The following is a 24,862-nucleotide window of genomic DNA, read 5'->3' on the forward strand; positions in this document are numbered from 1 at the left end:
TGATATAATAAGCCTCGTGATTTGAAGCTAGCAGAGGAGGACTTACCAAATGCCATTGGTACCTATGACCGCTTTTACCGAAGACGTCAAATTGCATAAATACGCCGTCGGACAATTTAACCTGAACAATCTGGAGTTTACGCAAGCGATCACGGAAGCGGCGATGGAAGAAAAATCGCCTGTCATTTTCGGTGTTTCCGAAGGGGCACTCAAATACATGGGACTGGACTACACGGTCGCCATCGCAAAAACGGCGGCTGAGCGCGCAGGAGTACCTGTTGCCTTGCACCTGGATCATGGCAGCAACTTTGATATTGTCATGAAGTGCATTCGCGCAGGATTCTCTTCTGTCATGTTCGATGGATCTCATCATTCCTTTGAAGATAACCTTCGCTTGACCAAACAGGTTGTTGAGGCTGCTCACGCTGTAGGCGTTTCTGTAGAAGGTGAACTTGGTACCATCGGCGGGGTAGAGGACGACTTGTCTGTTGACGAGGAAGATGCTACGCTGGCAAACCCTGAGGAAGCGATCCGCTTCTGGGAAGAAACAAAAGTAGACTATCTGGCGATTGCAGTGGGAACGGCTCACGGCATGTACAAAGGCGTGCCCAAAATCCGCTACGACATTATCGAAAAAGTAGCGAGCAACATTGGAGCGCCGATCGTTCTGCACGGCGGTTCCGGCGTACCGGACGAAGCGATTGTAGAATCGATCCGCCTGGGTGTTGGCAAAATTAACGTAAATACGGAAAGCCAAGTCGCATGCACCGAAACGGTTCGCAAAGTGCTGGCTGCGAAGCCGAACGAAATCGACCCGCGCAAATACCTGGGCCCTGCTCGCGACGCGATCAAGGAAGTTGTAAAAGGAAAAATGCGCCTGTTCGGTAGCAGCAACCGCGCGTAACTAGGAGGCTAATCATGCGTTTTTTGATTGATACAGCAAACGTTGAAGAAATCCGCGAGATTCACGAATGGGGAGTCCTGGCCGGAGTAACCACGAATCCTTCGCTGGTTGCCAAGGAAGGCCGCGACTTTATCGAGACACTGAAGGAAATCATCGACATCGTAGACGGTCCGATCAGCGCTGAGGTCATCAGCACCGATGCAAAAGGCATGATCGAAGAGGGCGAGAAGCTCGCTTCCCTCTCGAAAAACATCGTCATCAAGCTGCCGATGACTGCCGAAGGGTTGAAGGCAACCAAGTATTTTGCCAAGCGCAAAATCCGAACAAACGTAACGCTGGTGTTTTCCGCAAACCAGGCGCTGCTCGCGGCTCGTGCAGGAGCGAGCTTCGTATCCCCGTTCCTGGGACGTCTGGATGATATCGGACAAGACGGCATGCAGCTGATCGAAGACATTGCCGAGATTTTCTCCGTGCATGGCATCGATACCGAAATCATCGCAGCATCAGTGCGCCACCCTGTGCATGTGACGGAAGCGGCCCGCCGCGGTGCTCACTATGCGACCATTCCGGCCAAAGTGTTCAAGCAGCTGATTGCCCATCCGCTGACAGACAGCGGCCTGGAGAAATTCCTCGCTGACTGGGCAAGCATGCAAAAATAAGGACAAGTACCGAAAGTTTCAAGCACCTTTTCCATTGGGGAAGGTGCTTCTTTCCCGATTACCACCTGAGGAGAGCGATGCATGGATAAGCTGATTATCAATGGTGGAAAGCCGCTCGCGGGCACGGTAACCATCAGCGGAGCCAAAAATAGCGCAGTCGCACTGATTCCAGCCGCGTTGCTGGCGGACGGCCCTGTCGTTATTGAAAATCTGCCCCGTATTCAGGATGTAGAAATCTATCATGGGCTTCTTAGGGAAATGGGAGCTGACGTGCTGTTCGAAGAAGACTGGATGGAAATCGACGGGCGCTTGATGAAGCTGATGCTCATGCCCAACGGCAAGATCAAGAAGCTGCGCGCTTCCTACTATTTGTGGGGAGCCTTGCTTGCCAAGTTCGGCGAGGCGCAGGTAGGGCTGCCAGGCGGATGCGATTTGGGGCCAAGACCTGTCGATTTGCACATCAAAGGCTTTGAGGCGATGGGCGCCGAGGTGGAGAACAAAAACGGAGTCATGACCATCCGGGCCAAGCGCGGTCGCCTGCAAGGCGCGAGAATTTACCTTGACCTTGTCAGCGTGGGAGCGACGATTAATATCATGCTTGCTGCGTCCAAGGCAGAAGGCGTGACCATTATTGAAAACGCTGCCCGCGAGCCGGAGATTGTCGATGTGGCTACATTGCTCAACAATATGGGGGCAAACATCAAGGGCGCAGGGACCGATGTCATCCGCATCCAGGGCGTGGAGCGTCTGCACGGCTGCCGGCATACGATTATTCCCGACCGGATCGAAGCGGGGACGTATATGATTGCGGCAGCGGCGACCAATGGCAATGTGCTGGTCGAAAACGTCATTCCCAAGCATTTGGAGTCGTTGACGGCCAAGCTGCGCGAGATTGGCGCTCACGTGACGGAAATGGATGACTGCATTCAGGTGATCGGACGGGATTCCTATCGTTCCATTGATGTGAAAACAAGCCCGTATCCGGGATTTCCGACTGATTTGCAACAGCCGATCACGACGCTGTTGACCCTTGCCAAAGGGTCGAGCATTGTGACGGACAACATTTACAGCTCGCGTTTTCGCCATGTAGATGAACTGCGGCGCATGGGAGCTACGCTCAAGGTGGAAGGACGTTCCGCTGTCATCGAAGGCGGAAGCAAGCTGAACGGAGCCAAGGTGGTCGCTTCCGATTTGCGGGCCGGAGCCGCTCTATTTATCGCAGGGCTGGCTACAAGCGGCACGACAGAGCTGGAAGGTCTTGAACATATTGACCGCGGCTATGAAAATTTGGTGGGCAAGCTGCAAATGCTGGGTGCCGACGTAACGCGGGTAGGCATGCAGCAAGCGGAAAGCCCGCAGCGTTAACCAATCATCAGGAGAGGAGTCTTCCAGAATGGAACGCAGTTTAACACTGGAACTGGTTCGTGTAACCGAAGCGGCTGCTTTGGCTTCCGCCAGTTGGATGGGGCTTGGACGAAAAGATGAAGCCGACGACGCGGCGACGACCGCGATGCGCAAGGAATTTGAAAAAGTGCCGATGGACGGTGTAGTCGTGATCGGGGAAGGCGAAATGGATGAAGCGCCGATGCTCTATATCGGCGAGCGTCTGGGCCAAGGGGTAGCGCCCGCAGTAGATGTGGCTGTTGACCCGCTGGAAGGGACGAATATCCTGGCAAAAGGCACATGGGGCGCCATTTCTGTCATTGCGATTGCAGACCGGGGAAATTTGCTGCATGCGCCTGACATGTACATGGAGAAAATGGCAGTAGGGCCAAAAGCGGTTGGCAAAGTCGACATCAACGCGCCGATCCGCGACAACCTGAAAGCTGTTGCGGCGGCACAGGGCAAGGATATCAGCGACCTGGTAGCGATTGTGCTCGATCGTGATCGCCATGCCCGCATCATTCACGAGATTCGCGAGGCAGGTGCCCGCATTCGCCTCATTTCCGACGGGGATGTGGCGGCTGCGATCAACACGGCATTCCCGGATACAGGTGTGGACATTTTGTTCGGTTCCGGCGGAGCGCCAGAAGGGGTATTGGCTGCGGTAGCGTTGAAATGTCTCGGAGGCGAAATCCAGGGCAAGCTGTTGCCACAAAGCGAAGAAGAGATTCAGCGCTGTGTCAAGATGGGGCTGAACAACCCGCACCAGGTGCTGTTTATGGATGATCTGGTCAAGGGCGATGATGCCATTTTTGCGGCAACGGGCGTAACAGATGGGGAATTGCTGAAAGGAGTTCGCTTCCAGGGAACTCGCGCTACGACCCATTCTGTCGTCATGCGGGCAAAAACGGGAACGGTACGCTTCATTGAAGGAAACCACCGCCTGGAACGCAAACCGTCACTCGGTTTGTAGGAAAACAAACAGCTTGGCTTTTCGATCATGTTTTTTCCAAGAGTAAATAAAGAGTGGTGGATGTATGTTACTTTCTGAACTTGAAGAGAAGAAATTGACCGATCTCTATAAGCTGGCCAAGGAGTATCACATCCCGTATTACTCCCAACTGAAGAAGAAGGAACTGATCTTCGCGATTCTTCGGGCACGGGCGGAGCGGGACGGCCTGATGTTTATGGAAGGGGTGCTGGAAATCTTGCCGGAGGGCTATGGCTTCCTCCGTCCGATCAACTATCTCCCCAGCTCGGAGGACATCTACATCTCCCAGTCGCAGATTCGCCGTTTTGATCTGCGCATGGGGGATCTGGTGTCAGGCAAGGCTAGACCTCCCAAAGAAAACGAGCGTTATTTTGGTCTGTTGCAAGTAGAAGCTGTGAACGGAGAAGATCCGGAGACGGCTTCTGAGCGTCTGCATTTCCCCGCTTTAACACCGCTATATCCTCAAACCAAGCTTGTGCTGGAGACCGCTCCTGAGCGTGTGTCCACCCGCCTGATGGACCTTCTTGCCCCTGTCGGGCTAGGTCAGCGCGGATTGATTGTCGCTCCGCCCAAAGCGGGAAAAACCATGCTCCTGAAAGAAATCGCCAACAGTATCACGGAAAGCCGACCGGATATTCACCTGTTTGTGCTGCTCATCGACGAGCGTCCGGAAGAGGTGACGGATATGCAGCGTTCGGTCAAAGGCGAGGTTGTCGCTTCCACGTTTGATGAGTTGCCGGAAAATCACATCAAAGTGGCGGAGCTGGTATTGGAGCGGGCCAAGCGTCTGGTTGAACACAAAAAGGACGTCGTCATTTTGCTGGATTCGATCACCCGTCTCGCTCGCGCCTACAACCTGGTGATTCCGCCAAGCGGCCGGACATTGTCTGGCGGTATTGATCCGGCGGCGTTTCACCGTCCGAAGCGCTTTTTCGGCTCGGCGCGCAACATCGAAGAGGGCGGCAGTTTGACGATTCTTGCGACGGCGCTGGTAGAGACCGGATCGCGCATGGACGATGTGATCTACGAGGAATTCAAGGGAACAGGAAACATGGAGCTTCATCTGGACCGCAAGCTGGCAGAGCGCCGCATCTTCCCGGCGATCGACATTCGCCGTTCGGGAACGCGCCGCGAGGAATTGCTGCTGTCCAAAGAAGAACTGGATAAACTGTGGTTGATCCGCAAAAATATGAACGAAACGAACGAGTTTGTCGATTCGTTTATCAAAAAGCTGGCGGACACGAAAACAAACGAAGAGTTTTTGCAGACGCTGGAAAGCAAGCAGCAAGGCCGGGGGAAAACGGCCGGCACGACGGTGAGTTCATGACTCGCCGTCATTTTTTTTGCCCGTTTGGCATACCGTAAGGGGAGTGGAAAGAGAGGGAGGAGAGAGTCAGTGGAGTACGTGCAGGTTCCTGTGCCGATCGACAGTCAGACGGAAGCGAAAAAGGCTGTCGTCGAGCAAACGTTGTTTCAAGCGTTTAATCCGTACGCGCGTTTGACCAAGCAAGTATCTGCTGCCAAAAGCAATGCGATGGTGTACGCAGTGCGCCAGGGAGACACGCTTTCCGGAATTGCCGAGCGGTACGGCCTTACACTGAAACAGCTGGTGGAGACCAATAAAATCAGCAATCCGCATTTGCTTTCTGTCGGGATGAAGCTGATTCTTGCCAAAGACGAAGTGACACATAGGGTGAAGCAAGGAGAGACGCTTGATTACATAGCGAGAAGATACGGCGTCAGCCGGGAGCTTCTGTTGGAACGCAACCCGCTTTTCTCAGCGCTGTCGGACAACCTGTATGCGGGACAAGTCGTGTACATTCCGGTCGTCGGAAGACAGCCGATGCAAGCGGAGGAGCTCCAACAAAAACGCGATACGGCCCAGGCGGCAAGCAGACAAGTGGTGACGCGGATTCGCGGCCGAATGGATTGGCCCGTGGAGGGAGCAACGATTACAAGCGGCTTCGGAACACGGTGGGGCAAGTTGCACAAAGGCGTGGATTTGTGGAATCAGCAGGAGGCCAACACGCCGATTCTGGCAGCGAAAGCAGGAAAGGTAGTCGAAGCGGGAGCCAATCGGTCCGGATACGGGCGGATGGTCGTTCTGGACCACGGAGACGGTCTGCAAACCTTTTATGCCCATATGCGCACGATTTTGGTCACGCCCGGCCAGAGCGTAGAAGCGGGCGACGTCCTCGGATACATGGGGCAGACAGGCGATTCCACCGGGTATCACCTCCATTTTGAAGTCAGGCAGGACGATGTGCCGATCAACCCGCTTCCATACCTCGGCAGGTAACCCTTCACAATTTACATTGCTTTTTCAATGCGTTACAATGGGCAAAGCAAAGAAGCGAGGCGATTTTCCCATGTATCTAGTGTACGCAGATGAAAAAGGCAATGTATACGACCACCCGGGCTTGTTCGCGGTGGCGCGAAACGGCGATATATTGACAGAGATTCTGGAAGAAGAGCTGATCCCGCTGCCGGAAGGCGCAACGCTGGTCAGCCTGCCGGATACCGTACCGATCGGAATGGACCCGGAAACGGGCGAAATGGTGAAGCTGGACGGCTATACAGCGGTCGGCGCGCTCGTTCCGCAAGGGATTACCCGACTATTGCTCCCGGGATATGTGAAAACAAACAAGGAGAGCAAACTGCCGCTGTTCGGGTATTCGGCAGTCGTCTGGAAAGACAACCACTTTTGGGTAGCAGGCAGGGCGAGCGACGACATTTACAAATGGGACCCGTTGAATTTCCCCATGGATGAACTGCGGCAGCGCGTGGAAAAGACGTTGGAGCTGTTCCCGAACAACCGGATTTTGCATCACCTGTCGCACTGTGCGCTGGAATACGAGTGTTTGACTGCCTCCAACAACTTTTTCAACCGCTGGGAAGGCAGCCTGCCGGTCTCCTACACCTGTAATGCCGGTTGTTACGGCTGTATTTCCGAGCAACCAGACGACAGCGGCTTTCCGTCTCCGCAGACGCGGATGAACTTCAAGCCGACAGAGGACGAACTGGTAGAGGTCATGCTGCATCATTTGCAGACGCCAGAGAGCATTATCAGCTTCGGTCAGGGCTGTGAGGGTGAGCCTTCGACCATGGCCGGGATCATCGTTCCGGCGATGCGCCGCGTGCGGGCGACGACCGATATGGGCTATATCAACATCAATACAAACGCAGGCTTGACCGATCACATCAAAGGGATTGTCGATGCAGGTCTCGATTTGATGCGCGTCAGCATCATCAGCGCGATTGACGAGCATTACAATGCCTACTACCGCCCGCGCAACTACACGCTGGAAAACGTGGCGCGCTCCGCGGAATACGCCGCTTCCAAAGGCGTGTACACGTCGATCAACTACTTGTGCTTCCCGGGTGTTTTTGACCGCGAAGAAGAAATGGAAGCGATGATTGGCTTCATCCGCCGCACAGGCATCAAGCTGATTCAGTTGCGCAATTTGAACATTGATCCGGAAAGCTATCTGGCGATGATTCCCAAAGCGCAGGGCGAAGTCTTCGGCATGAAGCAGGCAATCGAAATCTATCAGCAGGAATTGCCGGATGTGGTGATCGGATCGTTTACGCACATTCCGCCGAAAGAGCTGCGCCGCAGGAAAAACATGGCCTGAGCGGTCTACCTGTTGCATTTCGGCCGACAGCATGCTACTATCTGATATGTGTTTATATAACTCTGTTTCGGCAAACGATTCAGGGCGTAAGAGAGGTGTAGACAAGATGAAACAAGGTATTCATCCTCAGTACAATGTAGTAACCGTTACATGTGCATGCGGCAACGAATTCGAATCCGGTTCCGTGAAGCAAGCGCTGAAAGTGGAGATCTGCTCCAACTGCCATCCTTTCTTCACTGGAAAACAAAAATTCGTAGATGCTGGCGGCCGTGTAGACCGTTTCAAACGCAAATACAATCTGTCCTAATCAGACAGGATTGGAGCAACCAGGTAGAGCGATCTGCCTGGTTTTGTCTTTTTCTGGAGCGATTTGGGCAGGAGGGCAGCGGCCGGGAATCATCGTCTGGTTTCGTTTTCTTTTGTCAAAAAATCTCTTTCCGTTTCCGGCAAAGTCCCTCTACAATAGAGCCAGAAACCTTGGGCGATTCGGGAATCACCACTTTTAGGCAAAGGGAGATAGAGACGTGGCACAATTATATTTTCGTTACGGGGCAATGAATGCCTCCAAATCGATTCAGTTGCTGACAGTCGCTCACAACTACGAGCAATCAGGCAAAAAAGTCGTGGTGTTCACGCCAGCCGTCGATGATCGCTACGGCGTGGGGAAAGTGGCTTCGCGGGTAGGCATCAGCCGAGAGGCAATTCCGATCAGCGAAGAGACGAATTTGTACGAAATTGTCGCAGCAGAGCCTGTAAAGCCGCACTGTGTCCTGGTAGACGAGGCGCAGTTCATCAGCCGCCATCATGTGGATCAACTGGTGGCGATTGTCGATCAGTTGGGCATCCCCGTCATCGTCTACGGCTTGCTGAAAAATTTCAAGAACGAACTTTTTCCTGGCAGCGCCGCTTTGCTCTGCGAAGCGGACAAGGTGGAAGAAATCAAAACGGTGTGCGTCTACTGCAACAAAAAAGCAACGCATATTCTCAAATTCAAAAACGGAAAGCCTGTCTACACCGGAGAGACGATTGAAATTGCTGGCAATGACACGTACAGCAGCGTCTGCCGCAAGCACTACTACCACCCTCCGGCCAATCGCTGACGGAGCCGGCAGGAAAAAGCCACCCTCTGCTTCTGGCGTGCATGAGCCTCGAAGGCGCTGCGCAGACTAAGCAAAACAGGAGGTGGCTTTTTCGTGCGAATGAAGCCTTTGGGAAAATGCTCGTTGACAGTGCTGGGCATCCTCATGCTTTCCTCTGCCTTGACCGTCGGGTGTGGCCGAACCATGACCCACGAGAACGGTTCCCATACACAGGCGACGGACGGGCAGTATTCGGCTGCGAGCAAAGGAGAGCGAAGCGGGGACGTCCTCCATCGTCCTGCTCCGCCTGCGGCTGACCGTGACGCTTTGATGGGGCGCAACCAGAATCCGAACATCATCATCGGCCAGTCCAATGTATCCAACACGCAAATTGACATGAACAACATGGAAATGATGGCCAAGTCGGTCAAAGGCGTCGAGAACGCCCGAATCACACTGAATGGCGGCAATGCATATGTTACTCTAGACCTTGTTCCGAACAGTACGGCGAGTCAGGCGCGAATGGTGGAGCAGCAGGTGATTGCTCTGCTCCAGCAAAAAATCCCGCGCTATGATTTCCACGTTACCTCCCACGAAGGCTTTCACCGTTGACAGACGTCTTAAACGGGTATCGCAAGGCTCGGCATCGCCGGGCCTGTTTCGCATCGAAATACGCAAATGTCCATTGAAATAATGCGCTTTGACTTATTTTCGCTTTCCTCCTATAATTTATCTGTTATAATCGTTTTTTAGTATTCTTTGCGATGGGGTGAAGTACAATGTTTGCACGCTTATCCGCAGTTGAAGAGCGTTTTGAGGAAGTAACAAATCTCCTATGTGACCCCGACGTCATTAGCGATACAAAACGCTTGCGTGAGCTGTCCAAGGAACAGGCTTCGTTGGAAGAAACAGTGACGACCTACCGTGAATATAAATCCGTTGTGAGCCAAATCGATGATGCCAAAGCGATGCTGGAAGAAAAGCTGGACGATGAGATGCGTGAAATGGTCAAGCTTGAAATCAGCGAATTGACAAGTCGCAAGGAACAGCTGGAAGAACGCCTGAAAATTCTCCTGCTGCCAAAAGACCCGAACGACGAGAAAAACGTGATTGTGGAAGTGCGCGGGGCAGCGGGCGGGGACGAAGCCGCTCTGTTTGCCGCTGTCTTGTTCCGCATGTACACCCGGTTTGCCGAGCGTCACGGCTTTAAAGTCGAAGTGCTGGAAGCAAGCCCGACCGATATCGGCGGCTACAAGGAAATCGTCTTCTCGCTGTCCGGTCGCGGCGCTTACAGCAAAATGAAATTTGAAAGCGGAGCGCACCGCGTACAACGCATCCCGGCGACAGAATCCGGCGGGCGCATCCACACGTCGACCGCTACCGTGCTCGTCTTGCCGGAAGCCGAAGATGTGGAAGTAGAGGTACACGAAAAAGACATTCGCATCGATACGTTCTGCTCCAGCGGTGCTGGCGGACAGAGCGTCAATACGACCAAGTCGGCCGTTCGCGTGACGCACATTCCGACAGGCATCGTGGTATCCTGTCAGGATGAGAAATCCCAGCACTCCAACAAAGACAAGGCGCTTCGCGTGTTGCGCGCGCGTCTGTACGATTACTATATGCAGCAGCAAAACGCGGAAGCAGATGCTACACGCAAAAGCCTGGTGGGGACCGGCGACCGAAGCGAGCGCATCCGCACCTACAACTATCCGCAAAGCCGCGTAACCGACCACCGCATCGGTCTGACCCTGCACCGTCTGGAAGCGGTGCTGGAAGGCGATCTGGATGAAGTGATCGACAACCTGATTTTGCATGAACAGACGGAGCTTCTGAAAAGCCATGCACACTCAGCTTGATTGGTCGGATGTCACGACGATTCGAGAAGCCCAGGTACGGGCTTCTTCCTTTTTGCGGGAAAAAGGGGCAAAGGATCCGCTGTTTGAGGCGGAGCTGATGATTCGTCACTGCCTGGGCTGGGATCGCACGCGCTATTTGATCTCGATGGCAGAGCCGATTGCCGCCGAGACGCTGGCGCAGCTGGACGAGCTGTGCCAACGCAGAAGCAGGCACGAGCCGCTACAGTATATGTTCGGCGAGCAGGAGTTTTTCGGGCGCGTCTTTGCTGTGCGTCCCGGCGTCTTGATTCCTCGCCCGGAGACAGAAATACTCGTCGAGCAGGTACTGGCTGCCGCAGCGGCCATTTGGCCGGAAAAAGAAGCGCTCGCCGTGGCGGACATCGGGACAGGCAGCGGGGCCATCTGCATCACGCTTGCGCTGGAGAAGCCGCACTGGCAGGTGACAACCGTAGATTTGTCGCCGGATGCGACAGCGGTTGCCCGGGAAAACGCGGAACGCCTGGGCGCCACCGTGCGCTTTTTGCAGGGCGATCTGGTACAGCCGTTGCTTGCCGCCGGGGAAAAAGTAGATATTCTCGTTTCCAATCCTCCGTATATTCCGAGCCGGGATGTGGACGAGCTGGATGAAGAGGTTCGTCTGCATGAGCCGCGGCTGGCCTTGGATGGAGGGGATGACGGGCTGGATTGCTACCGCCGTTTGTGCGGGGCGCTGCCTGCTCTGCTCAAGGATCAAGCGGTCGTCGCTTTCGAGGTAGGCATCCATCAGGCGCGCGAGGTGGCAGCGATGATGCAGGCATCTGGCGTGATCGGGCAGGTACAGATTGTGCCGGATTTGGCGGGAATCGAGCGGGTCGTTATCGGTGTAAGGCGGTAATGGCCCTTGGCATTGCAACCAAGGCGGCGCCCTACCATGGGCACCGCCATATTTTTCGGCCGGAATTGTAGGAATGTTTGTGATTTTGTGTTTGGACTCCCGGCTCCTTGTCCATACTGAGGCTATAGAGAGAAAAGGTTCGGAAGACTCAGTAGAGAGGGAGACGGTTGGATATGAAACGGATGGGATTGATCGCGTTCAGTTTGTTTATGCTCACCATGTGCTGGGAGGGACAGCTTACTTCGGCCAATGTACTCGATAATGGGCCGATCCCTCAAGAATCGATTCGTCTTCGCATCATCGCCAACAGCGACTCTGTTCAGGATCAGTGGCTGAAGCGTGAAGTGCGCGATGCGCTGATCGCCCAGATGGACACCTGGGCGGAGGATATCCGGTCGTTCGAGGAAGCAGAGCAATTGGTCGCTTCCCAGCTTCCGGTTTTGCAAGAGGTTGTGGATAAAACGATTCGTGAACGCGGCTTTTCCTATCAAGCGGTCGTCGATTTCGGGCAAGTGCCTTTTCCGACCAAGCTGTACGGTTCTTACGTGTATCCGGCTGGCAACTACGAGGCGCTGCGGGTGCAAATCGGTGAGGCAAAAGGACAAAACTGGTGGTGCGTGCTGTTTCCGCCGCTTTGCTTTATCGATATGTCCAACGGGGATGCTGTCCAGGCAGCAGAACCGAAGGCTGAACCAACGTCCGGGGCCGCGACAGAGCAGTTGACGTTGAATGGAGAAGCGACGTCTGCACGGGAGACGGACCGGGAATCCGCAGAGCGCAAGGAATGGCGTGAAGAGCTGCTGGACCGGGAAGAGACGTGGAGCCGCCACAATCAGCCAGCAAGCATGTCCGATGCGGAGCAGGTTGTAGCAGTAGACGCGGAAGCAAACGAGCAAGGAAAAGAGCAGGACGAGGGGCAAGGGGAGAGCAAGCAGGCAGCTCCTGCGCCGCAAGTAGAGGTGCGCTTCTATCTGTGGGAAAAGCTCGAAAGCTGGTTCTCCTGAGTCACACCGTCATCAAAACGACACCTCGCGAAAAGCGCAGGTGTCGTTTTGGATGGGAAACGGCTTATTTTCCCGTCAATGCGGCGAGAATTTCCGGCTTCAGCAGGTTTTGGAAGCGATGGGCAGGGATTGTAAAAGAAGGCATGCCTACTGCATACGGGGCAATTTCGTACTGCCCGAAATGAATGACGAGATTTCCGTTTTCAAACGAGAAGCTCTGGTCGTCCGAGATGCTTTCAAAGCTGTACGGATTGTACCCGTCCGCTTCTGTTTGCGCTTTGATCTGCTGGCTGATGAGCTGGTTGAGAATGCTGCGGTAGTCGTAGCCGGGCCGGAACAGATCGGCGAGCTTGAGCGTTCTGGCTTTGGCCTGGTTGTCGATCGTGTAGTAAGTCACCTCGGTCATGCCGTGCGCTCCGCCCGTATAGACGTACGTTTGGATGGAGAAGGACACGAGCTTGCCGGCCTGGTGTACTTCATAGGAGATGTCAAGCGCATGCGGGCGTGGCTCCCAGCCGTATTTTTTGGCTTCTGCGGCGTCTTCCTTGCCCGCTTTTTGTCCTTCGGCGAGACCTGTCTGGGCTTGCTTGAGCAGGTCGGCGTTTAATTTCGCTTCAAACGCTTTATCCTTCAACCCGCGAATGACCGGGATGGTCACTCTGCCCTCGAATTCTTTGGAATGGACGGTGAACGTCTTCGGGGTAAACACGACTCCGGCGGCTTGCGGTGCTTGCGCTTGCGTGGCAGGAGCAGGCTTGGCTGGCGCAGCAGGAGCAGCGGCCAGGACGGGTGCAGTAGCGGCGGTCAACCATACGGCTGTGCCGAGAAGGCTGGAAGTAACAGATTGTAACCATGTCATAGTCAGTCACGATCCTTTCAGTCTATGGGGAACAAGTTCCTCATTGCTATGGACTCATTCTACTACATCGTTTTGGCAGCGGCGGTTAAGAAATGGTAACAAAGACTTTTCCCAGGCTTGCAAAGACGTGAAAAAGAGTGCCCTCCACCTTGTCAAACAAGGATGAGGGCACAGAATGTACAAAATGAAGAAGACCGGGTGGCAGCAAATCATCTCATAACCATGTTGAGATTTTCCTCTTCCACCACGTAGTATTATAGTAGGGTGGAGGATTAATTGGCATAACTGCATAGGTAGGAGTTACATCTATTACACTATCGAGACCTGAATAAACAAGGTCAATTTTTAGCGAAAATGGTTGAATTGACCGCTCTGTTTGTTCTTCCATTTCATGAATGATTTTTCTTATTTCCTTTCTCCCCAAAGTAGTGTAAGAGACCATAGCCATTTTGCCACCTGCTGGCATACTCCACCATTTATAAAAATCTACCCACAAAGCATCACATAGTTTCTTGAATTTTCCTGATTCTATTCCTGTTGTATGTGGTCTTTCAAGTTTTGGTACACACTGTTCTTGTCGTGAATGAACAAGGAAATGCCACCATTCATTCCAAGCACTTTTTAAATCATCGATTGAATAAGACTCGTCCATTATTAATTTTTTCTCAGGAAATGCTGTATCTTTATCCTTGAGAACTTTATCAGGCAGTAGTTCAAGAGCGAATCCTACATAAATAGCGAAATTTAGCGCTTCAGGAATGTCCATACTAATATTCCAAGAAGAGTGCATATCCATTCCCCCGGTTAGTCAAATAATCTGGTACAAAGAGTAACTATACAAATTAACAAAAGAATCAGGGCCATCAATTACCCTGATTCTCTTGTTATTTTTATCTTACGATTAGAGTAGTACCTGGCAATTGTCCTTTCAAATCTCCAATGTATGCTGTTCCGTGTAAAAATTCAAGTTCGCCGGACAGTTCGGCATAATACTCTCCTTTTGCCAATCCAGAATAATATATTCTATTCTCGATTGCTCATTTTCTCCTTTTTTGAAAAAAATTGTATTTCTATATAGAACAGTAACCCAAATTTGCAAGTAAAGTAAATAGATAATATATAAATAGTTAATTATATACTAATGTTCGTATGACAATAGTCCTCACTTCCCCGTTTATCATTAGACTTTATTACATTTCCCATTCTCTGGTTTGATGTAATGCCCCTTGTATTCTTCATGACTTACAGATATTTCATAAAGGGTCTTCTGCTCACTTGCAACAGGTAATATTGTGTGGTTTTTTAATCAAAGACTTTTCCACGTCTTTTCCCAAAGTTATTCACAAGTTACTCACAGCCTGTTGAAAACTTTTAGATGCCCAACTATACTAAAGGCACTTATGACAAAGAAACGAGCTAGAGAAAGGATTTTTTGGCGATGGAAATCAATTTGGTGACGAAAGTCTGGTCTGTGGATAACGGTGTGGAAAACCTCCGCAGTTGTACACAGATTGTGGATGCAGCCCGTTTGCTGCGCGCAGGGGAAGCGGTCGCTTTTCCAACGGAGACGGTATACGGCCTGGGGGCGAATGCATGGTCTGATGCAGCCGTGGAGAAAATATTTGCAGCGAAAGGCAGGCCGAGCGATAATCCGCTGATTGTGCATATCGGCGAGCTGGAGCAGTTGTCCACAGTCGCAGGCGCAGTCCCGGAAAAAGCGCGGAAGCTGATGCGCGCATTTTGGCCTGGTCCGTTGACGATTATTCTCCCCAAAAACGATCGGGTTGCGTCGCTGGTCACGGCGGGGCTGGACTCTGTCGGGGTGCGCATGCCCGACCATCCGATCGCACTCGCTCTGATCCAGGAGGCCGGTGTGCCGATTGCAGCTCCCAGCGCCAATCGTTCCGGACGTCCAAGCCCGACTACGGCCGCGCACGTGCTTGCCGATCTCAATGGACGGATCGCGGGAATCGTGGATGGCGGAGCTACCGGAGTGGGCGTCGAATCTACGGTGATTGATGCAACGTTGGACCCGCCTGTCATCCTGCGTCCGGGAGGAATTACCCGCGAACAGCTGGAGCGGGTGATTGGTCCGGTCGAGCTTGATCCTTCGTTTCAGGTGGGAGCGGTAGAGACGCCGCGCGCGCCAGGGATGAAATACACGCATTACGCCCCTGAAGGGGAAATGTGGCTGGTGACAGGCAGCGAAGCGCAGGTGCGCGCGAAAATGGCAGAGCTGCTCGCCGAGGCAAAACGGCACGGGCAAAAAACCGGGGTGCTGGCGACGGAAGAGTCGGCCGCTTACTGGCAGAATCAGGCGGATGTGGACATCGTCTTGTCCGTAGGCTCCCGCCACGATCTGGAGAAAGTCGCCCGGCAGTTGTATGCGGTGCTGCGCGAGTTTGACCACCAGCACGTCCAGTTCATTGTAGGAGAAACGTTTTCGCGCGAAGGTTTGGGCATGGCCGTGATGAATCGCTTGGAGAAAGCGGCTGGCGGCCGTATTCTGTCCGTCTAAACCAGTCTAAACTCCTCCTTGTCCGCATAAGGTGAAGAGACGGGGGGGAGTCGGCTTGGACCAGGTGTTGTTTCAGTGGGGGCAATTCTTGACGTTGCTCATCATTGCCTTTGCTTTGAGCATGGATGCCTTTTCGCTCGGGATCGGCGTGGGCATGGTCGGAATCCGTTTGCGGGAAATTGTCAAGGTGAGCATTACCATTGGACTTTTTCATATCATGATGCCTGTCGTCGGGATTGCTGTCGGCGCTTATTTGTCCGATTTGGTGGGGGATATCGCCGTTTTCATCGGCGGCGGAGTCCTCATGCTGATCGGTTTGCATATGTTGTGGAACGGACTGATTCACGGCGATCAAAGGAGCGTGTTGAAAACAAAAGGAATCGGACTGCTGCTGTTTGCTTTCAGCGTCAGTCTCGATGCGCTCACGGTCGGGTTTTCGTTTGGGCTGATCGAAGTCAACAAAATTCTCGCGATTTCCCTGTTCGGCATCATGGGGGCGGCCATGTCCTATTTTGGACTTTTGCTGGGCAGAAGCGTGGGAGGATGGTTGGGCGATTACAGCGAATTAATAGGAGGACTTATTTTGTTTTGCTTCGGGTTGAAGTTTGTCATCTAGGAGGGGCGATCATTGAAACGGATACTATTCGTCTGCACGGGAAACACGTGCCGCAGTCCAATGGCAGAGGCGATGTTTCGCGCAAAGACAGCCGGACAAGAATTTGAAGTACGCTCGGCCGGAGTGGCGGCTTACGCAGGACAGCCTGCTTCCGCGCACGCCCAGACGGTGCTTGCGGAGCGAGGCATCTCGCATGAACATGCGTCTTGTCAGCTGGATGAAGCGCTGATCGAGTGGTCGGACCTTATTTTGACCATGACGCGCAATCACAAGCAAGCCATCCTGAGCTTTTTTCCGGCGGCAGCGGACAAGGTGCATACCCTTCAGGAATTTGTGGGAGTGGAAGGCTTGGGGGATATCGCCGATCCGTTTGGCGGGGCGCTGGAGGATTATCGCAGATGCGCGGAAGAAATCGAGGAGTCGCTGGACAGGCTTTTGGAGCGGCTGCTGGAAGTTCGTTTTCGTGAATAACGGTGCGTAGGAGGTGCTGGTAGGCAACCAGGACCTTGTTTCTTATGAGAGTACGAACGTTTTTTTAAACCAACGAAAAAATGTTCACTTTTTACTTGCGGCTTTTTGATGTATAATAATGAAGATCATGAAACAAGCGAGGGATGGCAGATGAAAGTGGCGATTGCTGCAGATCACGGTGGATACAAGCTGAAAGAGGAAATCAAGACGCTGCTCGCCTCCATGAACATCCAGACGGAAGACTTCGGTTGCTCTTGCGAGGATTCGGTAGATTATCCCGATTACGCTTGGCCCGTAGCGGAAAAAGTGGCAGCAGGCGAGTTTGACCGGGGCATCCTGGTCTGCGGAACCGGCATTGGCATGTCGATTGCAGCTAACAAAGTTCCTGGTGTTCGCTGCGCGCTGGTACACGACACCTTTTCAGCGCGAGCTACCCGTGAGCATAACAACACGAACGTTTTGGCTATGGGGGAGCGGGTGATCGGCCCTGGTCTGGCGTTGGATATCGTGAAAATTTGGCTGGAGACGGAATTCCAGGGCGGTCGCCATGAGCGCCGTGTGGAAAAGATCGCGCAAATCGAAGCGAAGCACGCGGGAGTGAAGTAAGTGGACCTATCCGCTATTGAACAAGAGGTTTTCCAATTGGTGGAGGAAGTTGCCGAACTGGCCGCGCTTCGAGCCGGACAAATCATGGTGATCGGGTGCAGTACCAGTGAAGTGCTGGGCAAGCATATTGGCAAGGCTGGCAGCCGGGATGTGGCCGCCGCCATTTATCGCGGCATCCGTACGGTGCAGGAGCGGCGCGGCTTTGCTGTGGCCTTTCAATGTTGTGAACATTTGAACAGAGCGCTGGTGCTGGAGCGGGAAGTCATGGAACGCTACGGGCTGGAAGAGGTTTCGGTCGTTCCGGTACCGACTGCTGGCGGCTCCATGGCTGCGCACGCTTTTACGCAGCTTGCCGATGCGGTTGTGGTGGAGCAGATTCGCGCCCATGCAGGCATTGATATCGGCGATACGCTGATCGGCATGCACTTGAAGCACGTCGCCGTACCTGTGCGCCCCTCGCAGCGGACTGTGGGTGAAGCGCATGTCACAGCTGCGCGGACACGCCCCAAGCTGATCGGCGGCGCGCGAGCTGTCTATGAAGTTGTGCCCGAACAGGAAAGCTGTACCTAAAAAGAATGGGGGACAAGCCCAATTTCAAGGAGGAGAAAACATCATGCTAGATTTTTTGCGTAAGCAGGATCCGCACGTTTTGGAAGCCATTCAACTGGAGCTGGGGAGACAGCGTGACAAAATTGAGCTGATTGCATCCGAAAACTTCGTGAGCCGTGCGGTCATGGAAGCGATGGGAACGGTACTGACCAACAAGTACGCGGAAGGCTATCCGGGCCGTCGCTACTACGGCGGTTGCGAGTACGTAGACATCGTGGAAAACATCGCGCGCGATCGCGTCAAAGAACTCTTCGGTGCCGAGCATGCGAACGTACAGCCACACTCTGGCGCACAGGCAAACATGGCGGTATACTTCACCATTTTGCAGCCAGGCGACACTGTGCTTGGCATGAACCTGTCCCACGGCGGCCACCTGACGCACGGAAGCCCTGTTAACTTCTCCGGTACGCTGTACAACTTCGTAGAGTATGGCGTAGATCAAGACTCCCACCTGATTAACTACGAGGATGTTCGCGCAAAAGCATTGGAGCACAAGCCCAAGCTGATTGTAGCGGGCGCAAGCGCCTATCCGCGCACGATTGATTTTGCCAAATTCCGCGAAATCGCCGATGAAGTCGGCGCGTACTTCATGGTAGATATGGCGCACATTGCGGGTCTGGTGGCTGCCGGCCTGCATCCAAACCCGGTGCCGCACGCGCACTTCGTCACCTCCACGACGCACAAAACATTGCGCGGTCCGCGAGGCGGTCTGATCCTCTGCAAGGAAGAGTTTGCAAAAGCGATCGACAAATCCGTGTTCCCAGGCGTGCAAGGCGGTCCGCTGATGCATGTCATCGCGGCAAAAGCGGTTTCCTTTGGCGAAGCGCTGCAGCCTGACTTCAAAGACTACGCAAAACGGATCGTAAGCAACGCCCGCGTCTTTGCCGAAGCGCTGCAAGCAGAAGGTCTGACGCTCGTGTCCGGCGGAACCGACAACCACCTCGTACTGGTTGACGTAAGCAAAATCGGTCTGACCGGCAAAGTAGCCGAGCACCTCCTGGACGAAGTAAGCATCACCACCAACAAAAACACCATTCCTTACGATACGCAAAGCCCATTCGTCACCAGCGGTATCCGCATGGGGACGCCAGCCGTCACCAGCCGCGGCTTTGACGAAGAAGCGATGAAAGAAGTAGCCGCCATCATCGTCCTGACCCTGAAAAATCCGGAAGACGCAGCCAAGCACGACGAAGCCCGCCAACGCGTAGCCGCGCTGTGCCAACGCTTCCCGATGTATGAGGGCTTGACGATTTAATTTTCAAGATTATTTCTCAAGCAGACAGACCCCGTGAGCAGCCTCGCGCGGGTCTGTTTTTTGGCGTTTTTTCTGTCTTTTTCCTGACAACTGCGACGTGGAAAACTCGGGAGACGTAGAACGGAGCCTGGCCTGGAAACCGTCTTCTCCTCCCCGCAGCCACCTCCCAGGAAACGGAAGAAAAATACGAAGATTAGGCAAATTGACGGCGACTCTCTCCTTCGCTATGATGGAAAGGATGCATTGATAGGGAAACGGAGGAACGTACATGAGCCGTGTATATGTGTTTGACCACCCGCTGATTCAGCATAAAGTGACGTTTATTCGTGACAAAAATACAGGAACCAAAGAATTCCGCGAACTCGTGGACGAAGTAGCAACGTTGATGGGGTACGAAATCACCCGCGACATGCCGCTTGAGGAAACGATCATTGACACCCCGGTAGCCACCTGTAAGTCTAATGTAATTGCCGGCAAAAAAGTAGGACTCGTACCGATCCTCCGTGCAGGACTCGGCATGGTCGATGGACTGCTCAAGCTGATCCCGGCGGCAAAAGTAGGCCACGTGGGGCTGTATCGTGACCCGGAAACCTTGCAGCCGGTAGAGTACTACGTCAAGCTTCCTTCCGATGTAGCCGAACGTGAGCTGATTGTCATTGACCCGATGCTCGCGACGGGCGGTTCTGCCGTAGCGGCGATTACGGCGCTGAAAAAGCGCGGTGCGAGAAACCTCAAGCTCATGTGCCTGATCGCTGCGCCAGAAGGCATCAAAATGGTGCAGGACGAGCATCCGGACGTGGATATCTACGTAGCGGCGATTGACGAATATTTAAATGACCATGGATACATTGTGCCTGGGCTTGGTGATGCGGGCGACCGCTTGTACGGCACAAAATAGGCGGAGAGGGAAATTCAAGATGAAAACAGTAAAAGTAATGACGGTATTCGGAACGCGTCCGGAAGCGATCAAGATGGCCCCCCTTGTGCATGAACTGAAAAAGCACAGCGGGCAAATCGAATCGGTCGTCTGCGTGACCGCCCAGCATCGCCAAATGCTCGACCAGGTGTTGGAGATTTTCGAGATTTCGCCGGACATTGACTTGAACATCATGAAGGACCGCCAGACGCTGGTGGATGTCACGACACGCGCCTTGCAAAGCCTCGATGCCGCGATCAAGGAAGTCAAGCCGGATATCGTGCTGGTGCATGGCGATACCACGACGACTTTTGTGGCGAGCCTGGCTGCTTTTTACAACCAGGTAGCGATTGGTCACGTGGAAGCGGGCCTGCGCACGTGGGACAAGTATTCGCCGTTCCCGGAAGAGATGAATCGTCAGCTGACAGGTGTGATGGCCGACCTGCACTTCGCCCCGACAAACGGGTCTGCTGACAACCTCAGACGGGAAGCGAAGCCCGAGGCGAGCATTTACGTCACCGGAAATACAGCGATTGATGCGTTGAAAACAACGGTGCGCGACGATTACACGCACCCGGTTCTGGAGCGTGTAGGCGACCACAAGCTGGTGCTGATGACCGCCCACCGCCGCGAAAACCTGGGGGAACCGATGCGTCGCATTTTCCGTGCGGTCCGAAGACTGGTGGACGAGCATCCCGAGATTGCCGTCGTGTACCCGGTCCACCTCAACCCGGCCGTCCAGGAAGTAGCGCAGGAAATTTTGGGCGATCACGAGCGCGTGATGCTGATCGAACCGCTGGATGCGCTCGATTTCCACAACTTTGCCAGACGCGCTCATCTGATCCTGACCGATTCCGGCGGTGTTCAGGAAGAAGCGCCGTCTCTGGGCGTGCCTGTCCTGGTGCTTCGAGATACGACCGAGCGGCCGGAGGGAATCGAGGCTGGTACGCTCAAGTTGGCGGGGACAGATGAAGAACAAGTATACGCCATGGCAAAAGAGCTGCTGACCGATCAGGCTGCCTACGATGCGATGGCGCACGCGGCCAATCCGTATGGAGACGGAGAGGCATCCCGCCGCATCGTGGAAGCGATCCTGTATCATTTTGGATTGCGTTCGGAACGTCCCGAGCCGTTCAAGCCGGGACAGTAAGCGCCTGAAGCAGAACGCGCACGACCAACAAGCGCCATACAGCCAAGAGCGACCCGTCCGGTATCGACTGCTATCATCCGGACGGGTTTTCTTGCTGTTTGGGGCATACTGACAATTTGGTTTGTTTTGCCAATGGAGAATCTGCCAAATTGGCGAAACGATCCAGTTTTCGGTGCGTCTAATGAATAGGTACGGACTTACATAGGGAACAGACAGAAGTTTGGAAGAGGGAGAGGAGTTACCAACATGAGAGCGCAAAGGATTGTGACGCTGCTCACGGCTACCACGCTGGCCTGGGGAGCTTTTGTTCCGTTTGTGCCGCTTGCGACCAATGTCGCGCACGCCCGGGCGGAAACCAGTGCATTGAATTTGGTGTGGCAAACCCCGATCGGAGAGGGAACCACTTTATCCAAATATACGAAATCGTTCGCGAATCAGGTCGTGACCGTCATGGTGACCAAGGTCGATCTGAACAACCCGTACGTAGAGGTCAAGCCTGTCTACGGGACAGCGGGCAAGCTGACGGAAAAGCAGACCGTTACCCAGATGGCTCGCGAGACAGGCGCGATCGCTGCGATTAACGCGGACTTTTTCAACATGTCCAAGCGGGGAGCGCCGTTTGGCATCGTGATGAAGGACGAGCAGCTGATATCCTCGATGGGATTGATCTCGTACTGGTACAGCCTGGGGGTGACCGGAGACAAGATAGCGATCATCGACAAGTTCGGGTTCGGCGGAAAAGTCACCGCGCCGAACGGAGCCGTCTACTCGATTCAAGGCGTCAACAAAGAAGAGTACAATCCGAGCGAAGGCCGCAAAAGCCACCAGAACCAGTTGAACGTCTATACGCCTTCCTTCGGGAAAACAAGTCTGGGCGCAATTCCTGGCTACAAGGATGTCGTCGAGATTTTGTTCGTGGACAACGTCGCAAAGGAAGTGCGGGTCAATCAACCGGGAGTATACATACCTTACAACGGATACGTCCTGTGGGGACACGGCGCGGCAGCGGCCTTCCTCAAGCAAAACTTCCCGGTGGGGGCGAGAGCGGTGATCGAGTACCAAACCACCCCGCAAACTCTCAACCTGAAACAAGCTGTAGGCGGCAACGTGTTGCTCGTGGACCAGGGAAAAGCGTTGACGTCGTTTCAGGCCGACAAGTCGATCACTTCCCTCAATGCTCGCACGGCAGTAGGCGTGTCCCAGGATGGAAAAACCCTGTACATGGTCACGATCGACGCGAATAAAGGCGTGTATCTGGACGAGCTGGCTAAAATCATGGCGGAGCTCGGCTCTTATCGTGCCGTGAACTTTGACGGTGGCGGCTCTACAACGCTGGCTGCCCGCATGCTGGGCGAGACGCATGCCAACCTGGCTAACAAGCCGAGTGGCGGCGCCGAACGCCGCGTGCCAACCGGGCTTGCTGTATACAACACCGCTCCGCCGGGAGAATTGCGAGGATTCCAAATTGACGTGCCGGCAGAGGTGCTGATCGGGCAAACTGTTACGCTCACGGCCTCCAAAGGATACGACACGCATTACCAGCCGTACGCGATCAATCCGGCGAACGTCACGTGGGAAACCACGCAAGCCGATGCCGGTACAGTAGAGGGACAACGCTTTACGCCAGCCCGCTCCGGCCAGATTACACTGACAGGCCGACTGGGCAACGTCGCGCAAAGCAAAGAAGTGCACGTGATTGCGGGCAGCGAGGTCCAACAGATCGTCGTCTCCCCGAACCCGGTCACGATCGCACCGGGACAAGCTGTCACGCTGGATGTGAAAATCAAGACGAAAAAAGGAGCGACGCTTCAGGCGACGCCGCTTAGCGTGAAAGCGAGCGTGGACTCTGCTGTCGCTACCGTCAACGACAAGCTGCAGCTGGTAGCAGGCAACGAGCCGGGAAATGGACACCTGACGATTACGTATGACGGTGTATCGACTACCGTGCCGTTTTCTGTCGGCCAATTCGAGCAGCCATGGCTGACGTTTGACAACCAGGTCGGCATGTACCACGCTGCCAACCCGGGCAGCATCAGCTCGGCAGGCTCGTTTGCGCTCGTTCAGGACCAGGTATTCCGCACGAAAAAAGCGGCGAAGCTCGTCTACAACTTCTCCGGAGCGCCAGCGAACCAACTGCGCATCGCTTACGGCGTGCTCGGCTCCCAGCCGGTCGCCATCCCAGGCAAGCCGCTCGGCATCGGCTTGTGGGTAAACGGAGATAACAGCAGACATTGGCTGCGCGCAGAAGTGCTGGATGCCAACGGCAAGACCGTCTACGTCGATTTGGCCAAAGAAATCGACTGGACAGGCTGGAAGCAGGTAAAAGGCTACTTCCCGAGCAATGCCGCCTATCCGTTGAAGCTGAAGAGCATCTACGTAGTGGACCAGCCGAACGACGGCATTACGCATGACAAAGGAACGCTGTACTTCGACGAACTGTCGCTCCTTTTGCCGAACCAGACAGGCCAGCCGAGCAATGCGACTGTGGTGCCTGAACTGCCGGGCAGCCTGTCTCTGGGCGCGGAGCTTGACCTCGGCTACTCGTTTGAGAAAACCGCTTCGTTTTTGGACAGCGCTGTGGTGGAAATCGACTCGATCGTCAATCAGCAGTTGCCCGGGTATGTCCCTGCGGACTACTCGTTCACGATCAAGCCGGGAGAACGCAAGGCGGGCACAGAAGACGCGATCTTCACGTCGCCGGTCAAGCTGACGCTTGTACCGAAGAAGTGGATTGCCGGAAAAGGAGTCGGACTTCTGTACGTCAACGAAACCAACCAGACGCTCGATCCGCTCTTGGGCACCAAAAACGCGCAAGGGCAGTGGGTGTATGAGGTGAACAGCTACGGCAAATACGTTCCGTACTATATGGACGATGCAGGAGCGGCAAGTCCGTCGTTTACCGACATCGCCAACCACCCGGCCAAGAAGGAAATCATGTTTATGGCGGAGAACGGATACGTCAAAGGATTGACGGACACGACGTTCGGACCGGAAACTTCGCTTACCAGAGCGCAATTCGTCACCTTGCTGGCGCGTACGTTCCACTGGGAGCTGCCCGACTCGCCGAAGCTCAGCTTCAAGGACAAGGTGCCTGCCTATGCGCAGGGAGCGGTCCAGGTGGCCGTTGCCAAAGGCTTGGTAAAAGGCTACGAGGATAAAACGTTCCGCCCCGACAAACCGGTGACCCGAGCAGAAGCGGCTGTCATTCTGGATCGGCTGGTAAACAAAAAAGGAGCGGCCAAAACCGTTTCCGACAAAGGAACATGGCCGTCCTGGGCTGCTTCGTCCATCGCCAACATGGTCGGACTCGGCCTGATCGATCCGGTCGGCGGAAAATACCAGCCAAACAAACCGACGACCCGCGCTGTGTGCGTCGTAGCGCTCTATCGCATTTTGCAGCAAACCAAATAAAAGCAGCAAGTAAAGACCAGGCTTCTCTCATCAAGGGGAGCGTGGTCTTTTTTCATTTTCCGCCCA

The 24,862-nt window shown here is 54.2% G+C and carries 24 protein-coding genes; 22 read left to right on the top strand and 2 right to left on the bottom strand.

Annotated elements, in window-relative coordinates; all coding sequences use genetic code 11:
- The first annotated feature begins 49 nt into the window (after nt 1-49).
- The 13 genes from fba (at nt 50) to spoIIR (ending at nt 12,385) form a co-directional block, all read left to right on the top strand.
- Nucleotides 50-904 (top strand): class II fructose-1,6-bisphosphate aldolase, encoded by an 855-nt coding sequence (gene fba, locus ACTHO6_RS04500; RefSeq protein ID WP_440239800.1) that lies wholly within the window; start codon nt 50-52, stop codon nt 902-904.
- 14 nt (nt 905-918) lie between these two features.
- Nucleotides 919-1,563 (top strand): fructose-6-phosphate aldolase, encoded by a 645-nt coding sequence (fsa, locus tag ACTHO6_RS04505; RefSeq protein WP_440239802.1) that lies wholly within the window; start codon nt 919-921, stop codon nt 1,561-1,563.
- Nucleotides 1,564-1,644: 81 nt separating this feature from the next.
- Entirely contained in the window at nt 1,645-2,928 is a 1,284-nt protein-coding gene (locus ACTHO6_RS04510) for a UDP-N-acetylglucosamine 1-carboxyvinyltransferase (RefSeq protein ID WP_440239804.1), read from the top strand.
- 28 nt (nt 2,929-2,956) lie between these two features.
- Entirely contained in the window at nt 2,957-3,919 is a 963-nt protein-coding gene (gene glpX / locus ACTHO6_RS04515; protein ID WP_440239806.1) for a class II fructose-bisphosphatase, read from the top strand.
- 64 nt (nt 3,920-3,983) lie between these two features.
- Nucleotides 3,984-5,264, top strand: a complete 1,281-nt coding sequence (rho, locus tag ACTHO6_RS04520) for a transcription termination factor Rho (RefSeq protein WP_440239808.1) — start codon at nt 3,984-3,986, stop codon at nt 5,262-5,264.
- 69 nt (nt 5,265-5,333) lie between these two features.
- Nucleotides 5,334-6,236 carry a peptidoglycan DD-metalloendopeptidase family protein gene (locus ACTHO6_RS04525; protein WP_440239810.1) on the top strand — a complete coding sequence of 301 codons (903 nt, stop codon included), beginning with the start codon at nt 5,334-5,336 and terminating at the stop codon, nt 6,234-6,236.
- 70 nt (nt 6,237-6,306) lie between these two features.
- Nucleotides 6,307-7,572 (top strand): radical SAM protein, encoded by a 1,266-nt coding sequence (locus ACTHO6_RS04530; RefSeq protein WP_440239812.1) that lies wholly within the window; start codon nt 6,307-6,309, stop codon nt 7,570-7,572.
- 106 nt (nt 7,573-7,678) lie between these two features.
- Entirely contained in the window at nt 7,679-7,879 is a 201-nt protein-coding gene (rpmE, locus tag ACTHO6_RS04535; protein ID WP_440239814.1) for a 50S ribosomal protein L31, read from the top strand.
- A gap of 217 nt (nt 7,880-8,096) precedes the next feature.
- A complete protein-coding gene (locus ACTHO6_RS04540) occupies nt 8,097-8,672 on the top strand; it encodes a thymidine kinase (RefSeq protein WP_440239816.1) in 576 nt (191 codons plus the stop codon).
- Nucleotides 8,673-8,765: 93 nt separating this feature from the next.
- On the top strand, nt 8,766-9,263 hold the full coding sequence (locus ACTHO6_RS04545) for a sporulation protein (RefSeq protein ID WP_440239818.1): 498 nt from the start codon (nt 8,766-8,768) through the stop codon (nt 9,261-9,263).
- Nucleotides 9,264-9,430: 167 nt separating this feature from the next.
- Nucleotides 9,431-10,507, top strand: a complete 1,077-nt coding sequence (gene prfA / locus ACTHO6_RS04550; RefSeq protein ID WP_440239820.1) for a peptide chain release factor 1 — start codon at nt 9,431-9,433, stop codon at nt 10,505-10,507.
- A complete protein-coding gene (prmC, locus tag ACTHO6_RS04555) occupies nt 10,491-11,381 on the top strand; it encodes a peptide chain release factor N(5)-glutamine methyltransferase (RefSeq protein WP_440239822.1) in 891 nt (296 codons plus the stop codon). The genes prfA and prmC overlap by 17 nt, the downstream gene beginning before the upstream one ends.
- A gap of 173 nt (nt 11,382-11,554) precedes the next feature.
- Complete coding sequence (spoIIR, locus tag ACTHO6_RS04560) at nt 11,555-12,385, top strand: stage II sporulation protein R (protein ID WP_440239824.1); 831 nt, start codon at nt 11,555-11,557, stop codon at nt 12,383-12,385.
- 64 nt (nt 12,386-12,449) lie between these two features.
- Here the strand turns inward: spoIIR and ACTHO6_RS04565 are convergent, their stop codons facing one another.
- Nucleotides 12,450-13,244, bottom strand: a complete 795-nt coding sequence (locus ACTHO6_RS04565; protein WP_440239826.1) for a DUF3298 and DUF4163 domain-containing protein — start codon at nt 13,242-13,244, stop codon at nt 12,450-12,452.
- 214 nt (nt 13,245-13,458) lie between these two features.
- Nucleotides 13,459-14,034 carry a hypothetical protein gene (locus tag ACTHO6_RS04570; RefSeq protein WP_440239828.1) on the bottom strand — a complete coding sequence of 192 codons (576 nt, stop codon included), beginning with the start codon at nt 14,032-14,034 and terminating at the stop codon, nt 13,459-13,461.
- Between the two features lie 648 nt (nt 14,035-14,682).
- Between ACTHO6_RS04570 and ACTHO6_RS04575 the strand changes: the two genes are divergently transcribed.
- The 9 genes from ACTHO6_RS04575 to ACTHO6_RS04615 all read left to right on the top strand — a co-directional run bounded on the left by ACTHO6_RS04575 (nt 14,683) and on the right by ACTHO6_RS04615 (nt 24,796).
- The gene (locus ACTHO6_RS04575; RefSeq protein WP_440239830.1) at nt 14,683-15,762 is read left to right on the top strand and encodes an L-threonylcarbamoyladenylate synthase; all 1,080 of its coding nucleotides are present in this window, start codon (nt 14,683-14,685) and stop codon (nt 15,760-15,762) included.
- Between the two features lie 55 nt (nt 15,763-15,817).
- Nucleotides 15,818-16,378: a manganese efflux pump MntP gene (locus tag ACTHO6_RS04580; RefSeq protein ID WP_440239832.1), complete on the top strand. Its 561-nt coding sequence runs from the start codon at nt 15,818-15,820 to the stop codon at nt 16,376-16,378.
- Between the two features lie 12 nt (nt 16,379-16,390).
- A complete protein-coding gene (locus tag ACTHO6_RS04585; protein ID WP_440239834.1) occupies nt 16,391-16,849 on the top strand; it encodes a low molecular weight protein arginine phosphatase in 459 nt (152 codons plus the stop codon).
- Nucleotides 16,850-16,999: 150 nt separating this feature from the next.
- Entirely contained in the window at nt 17,000-17,455 is a 456-nt protein-coding gene (gene rpiB, locus ACTHO6_RS04590; protein WP_440239836.1) for a ribose 5-phosphate isomerase B, read from the top strand.
- Nucleotides 17,456-18,025, top strand: coding sequence for a TIGR01440 family protein (locus tag ACTHO6_RS04595; protein WP_440239838.1), 570 nt, complete (start codon nt 17,456-17,458; stop codon nt 18,023-18,025). It begins immediately after the preceding gene.
- Nucleotides 18,026-18,068: 43 nt separating this feature from the next.
- Nucleotides 18,069-19,319, top strand: a complete 1,251-nt coding sequence (gene glyA, locus ACTHO6_RS04600; RefSeq protein ID WP_440239840.1) for a serine hydroxymethyltransferase — start codon at nt 18,069-18,071, stop codon at nt 19,317-19,319.
- A 268-nt stretch (nt 19,320-19,587) separates the two neighbouring features.
- Nucleotides 19,588-20,217 carry a uracil phosphoribosyltransferase gene (gene upp / locus ACTHO6_RS04605; protein ID WP_440239842.1) on the top strand — a complete coding sequence of 210 codons (630 nt, stop codon included), beginning with the start codon at nt 19,588-19,590 and terminating at the stop codon, nt 20,215-20,217.
- A gap of 19 nt (nt 20,218-20,236) precedes the next feature.
- Entirely contained in the window at nt 20,237-21,385 is a 1,149-nt protein-coding gene (gene wecB / locus ACTHO6_RS04610) for a non-hydrolyzing UDP-N-acetylglucosamine 2-epimerase (protein ID WP_440239844.1), read from the top strand.
- 246 nt (nt 21,386-21,631) lie between these two features.
- Nucleotides 21,632-24,796: a phosphodiester glycosidase family protein gene (locus ACTHO6_RS04615; RefSeq protein ID WP_440239846.1), complete on the top strand. Its 3,165-nt coding sequence runs from the start codon at nt 21,632-21,634 to the stop codon at nt 24,794-24,796.
- Nucleotides 24,797-24,862 lie beyond the last annotated feature (66 nt).

This window comes from Brevibacillus sp. SAFN-007a (assembly GCF_051967035.1).
In the GTDB taxonomy this organism is placed as follows: domain Bacteria; phylum Bacillota; class Bacilli; order Brevibacillales; family Brevibacillaceae; genus Brevibacillus.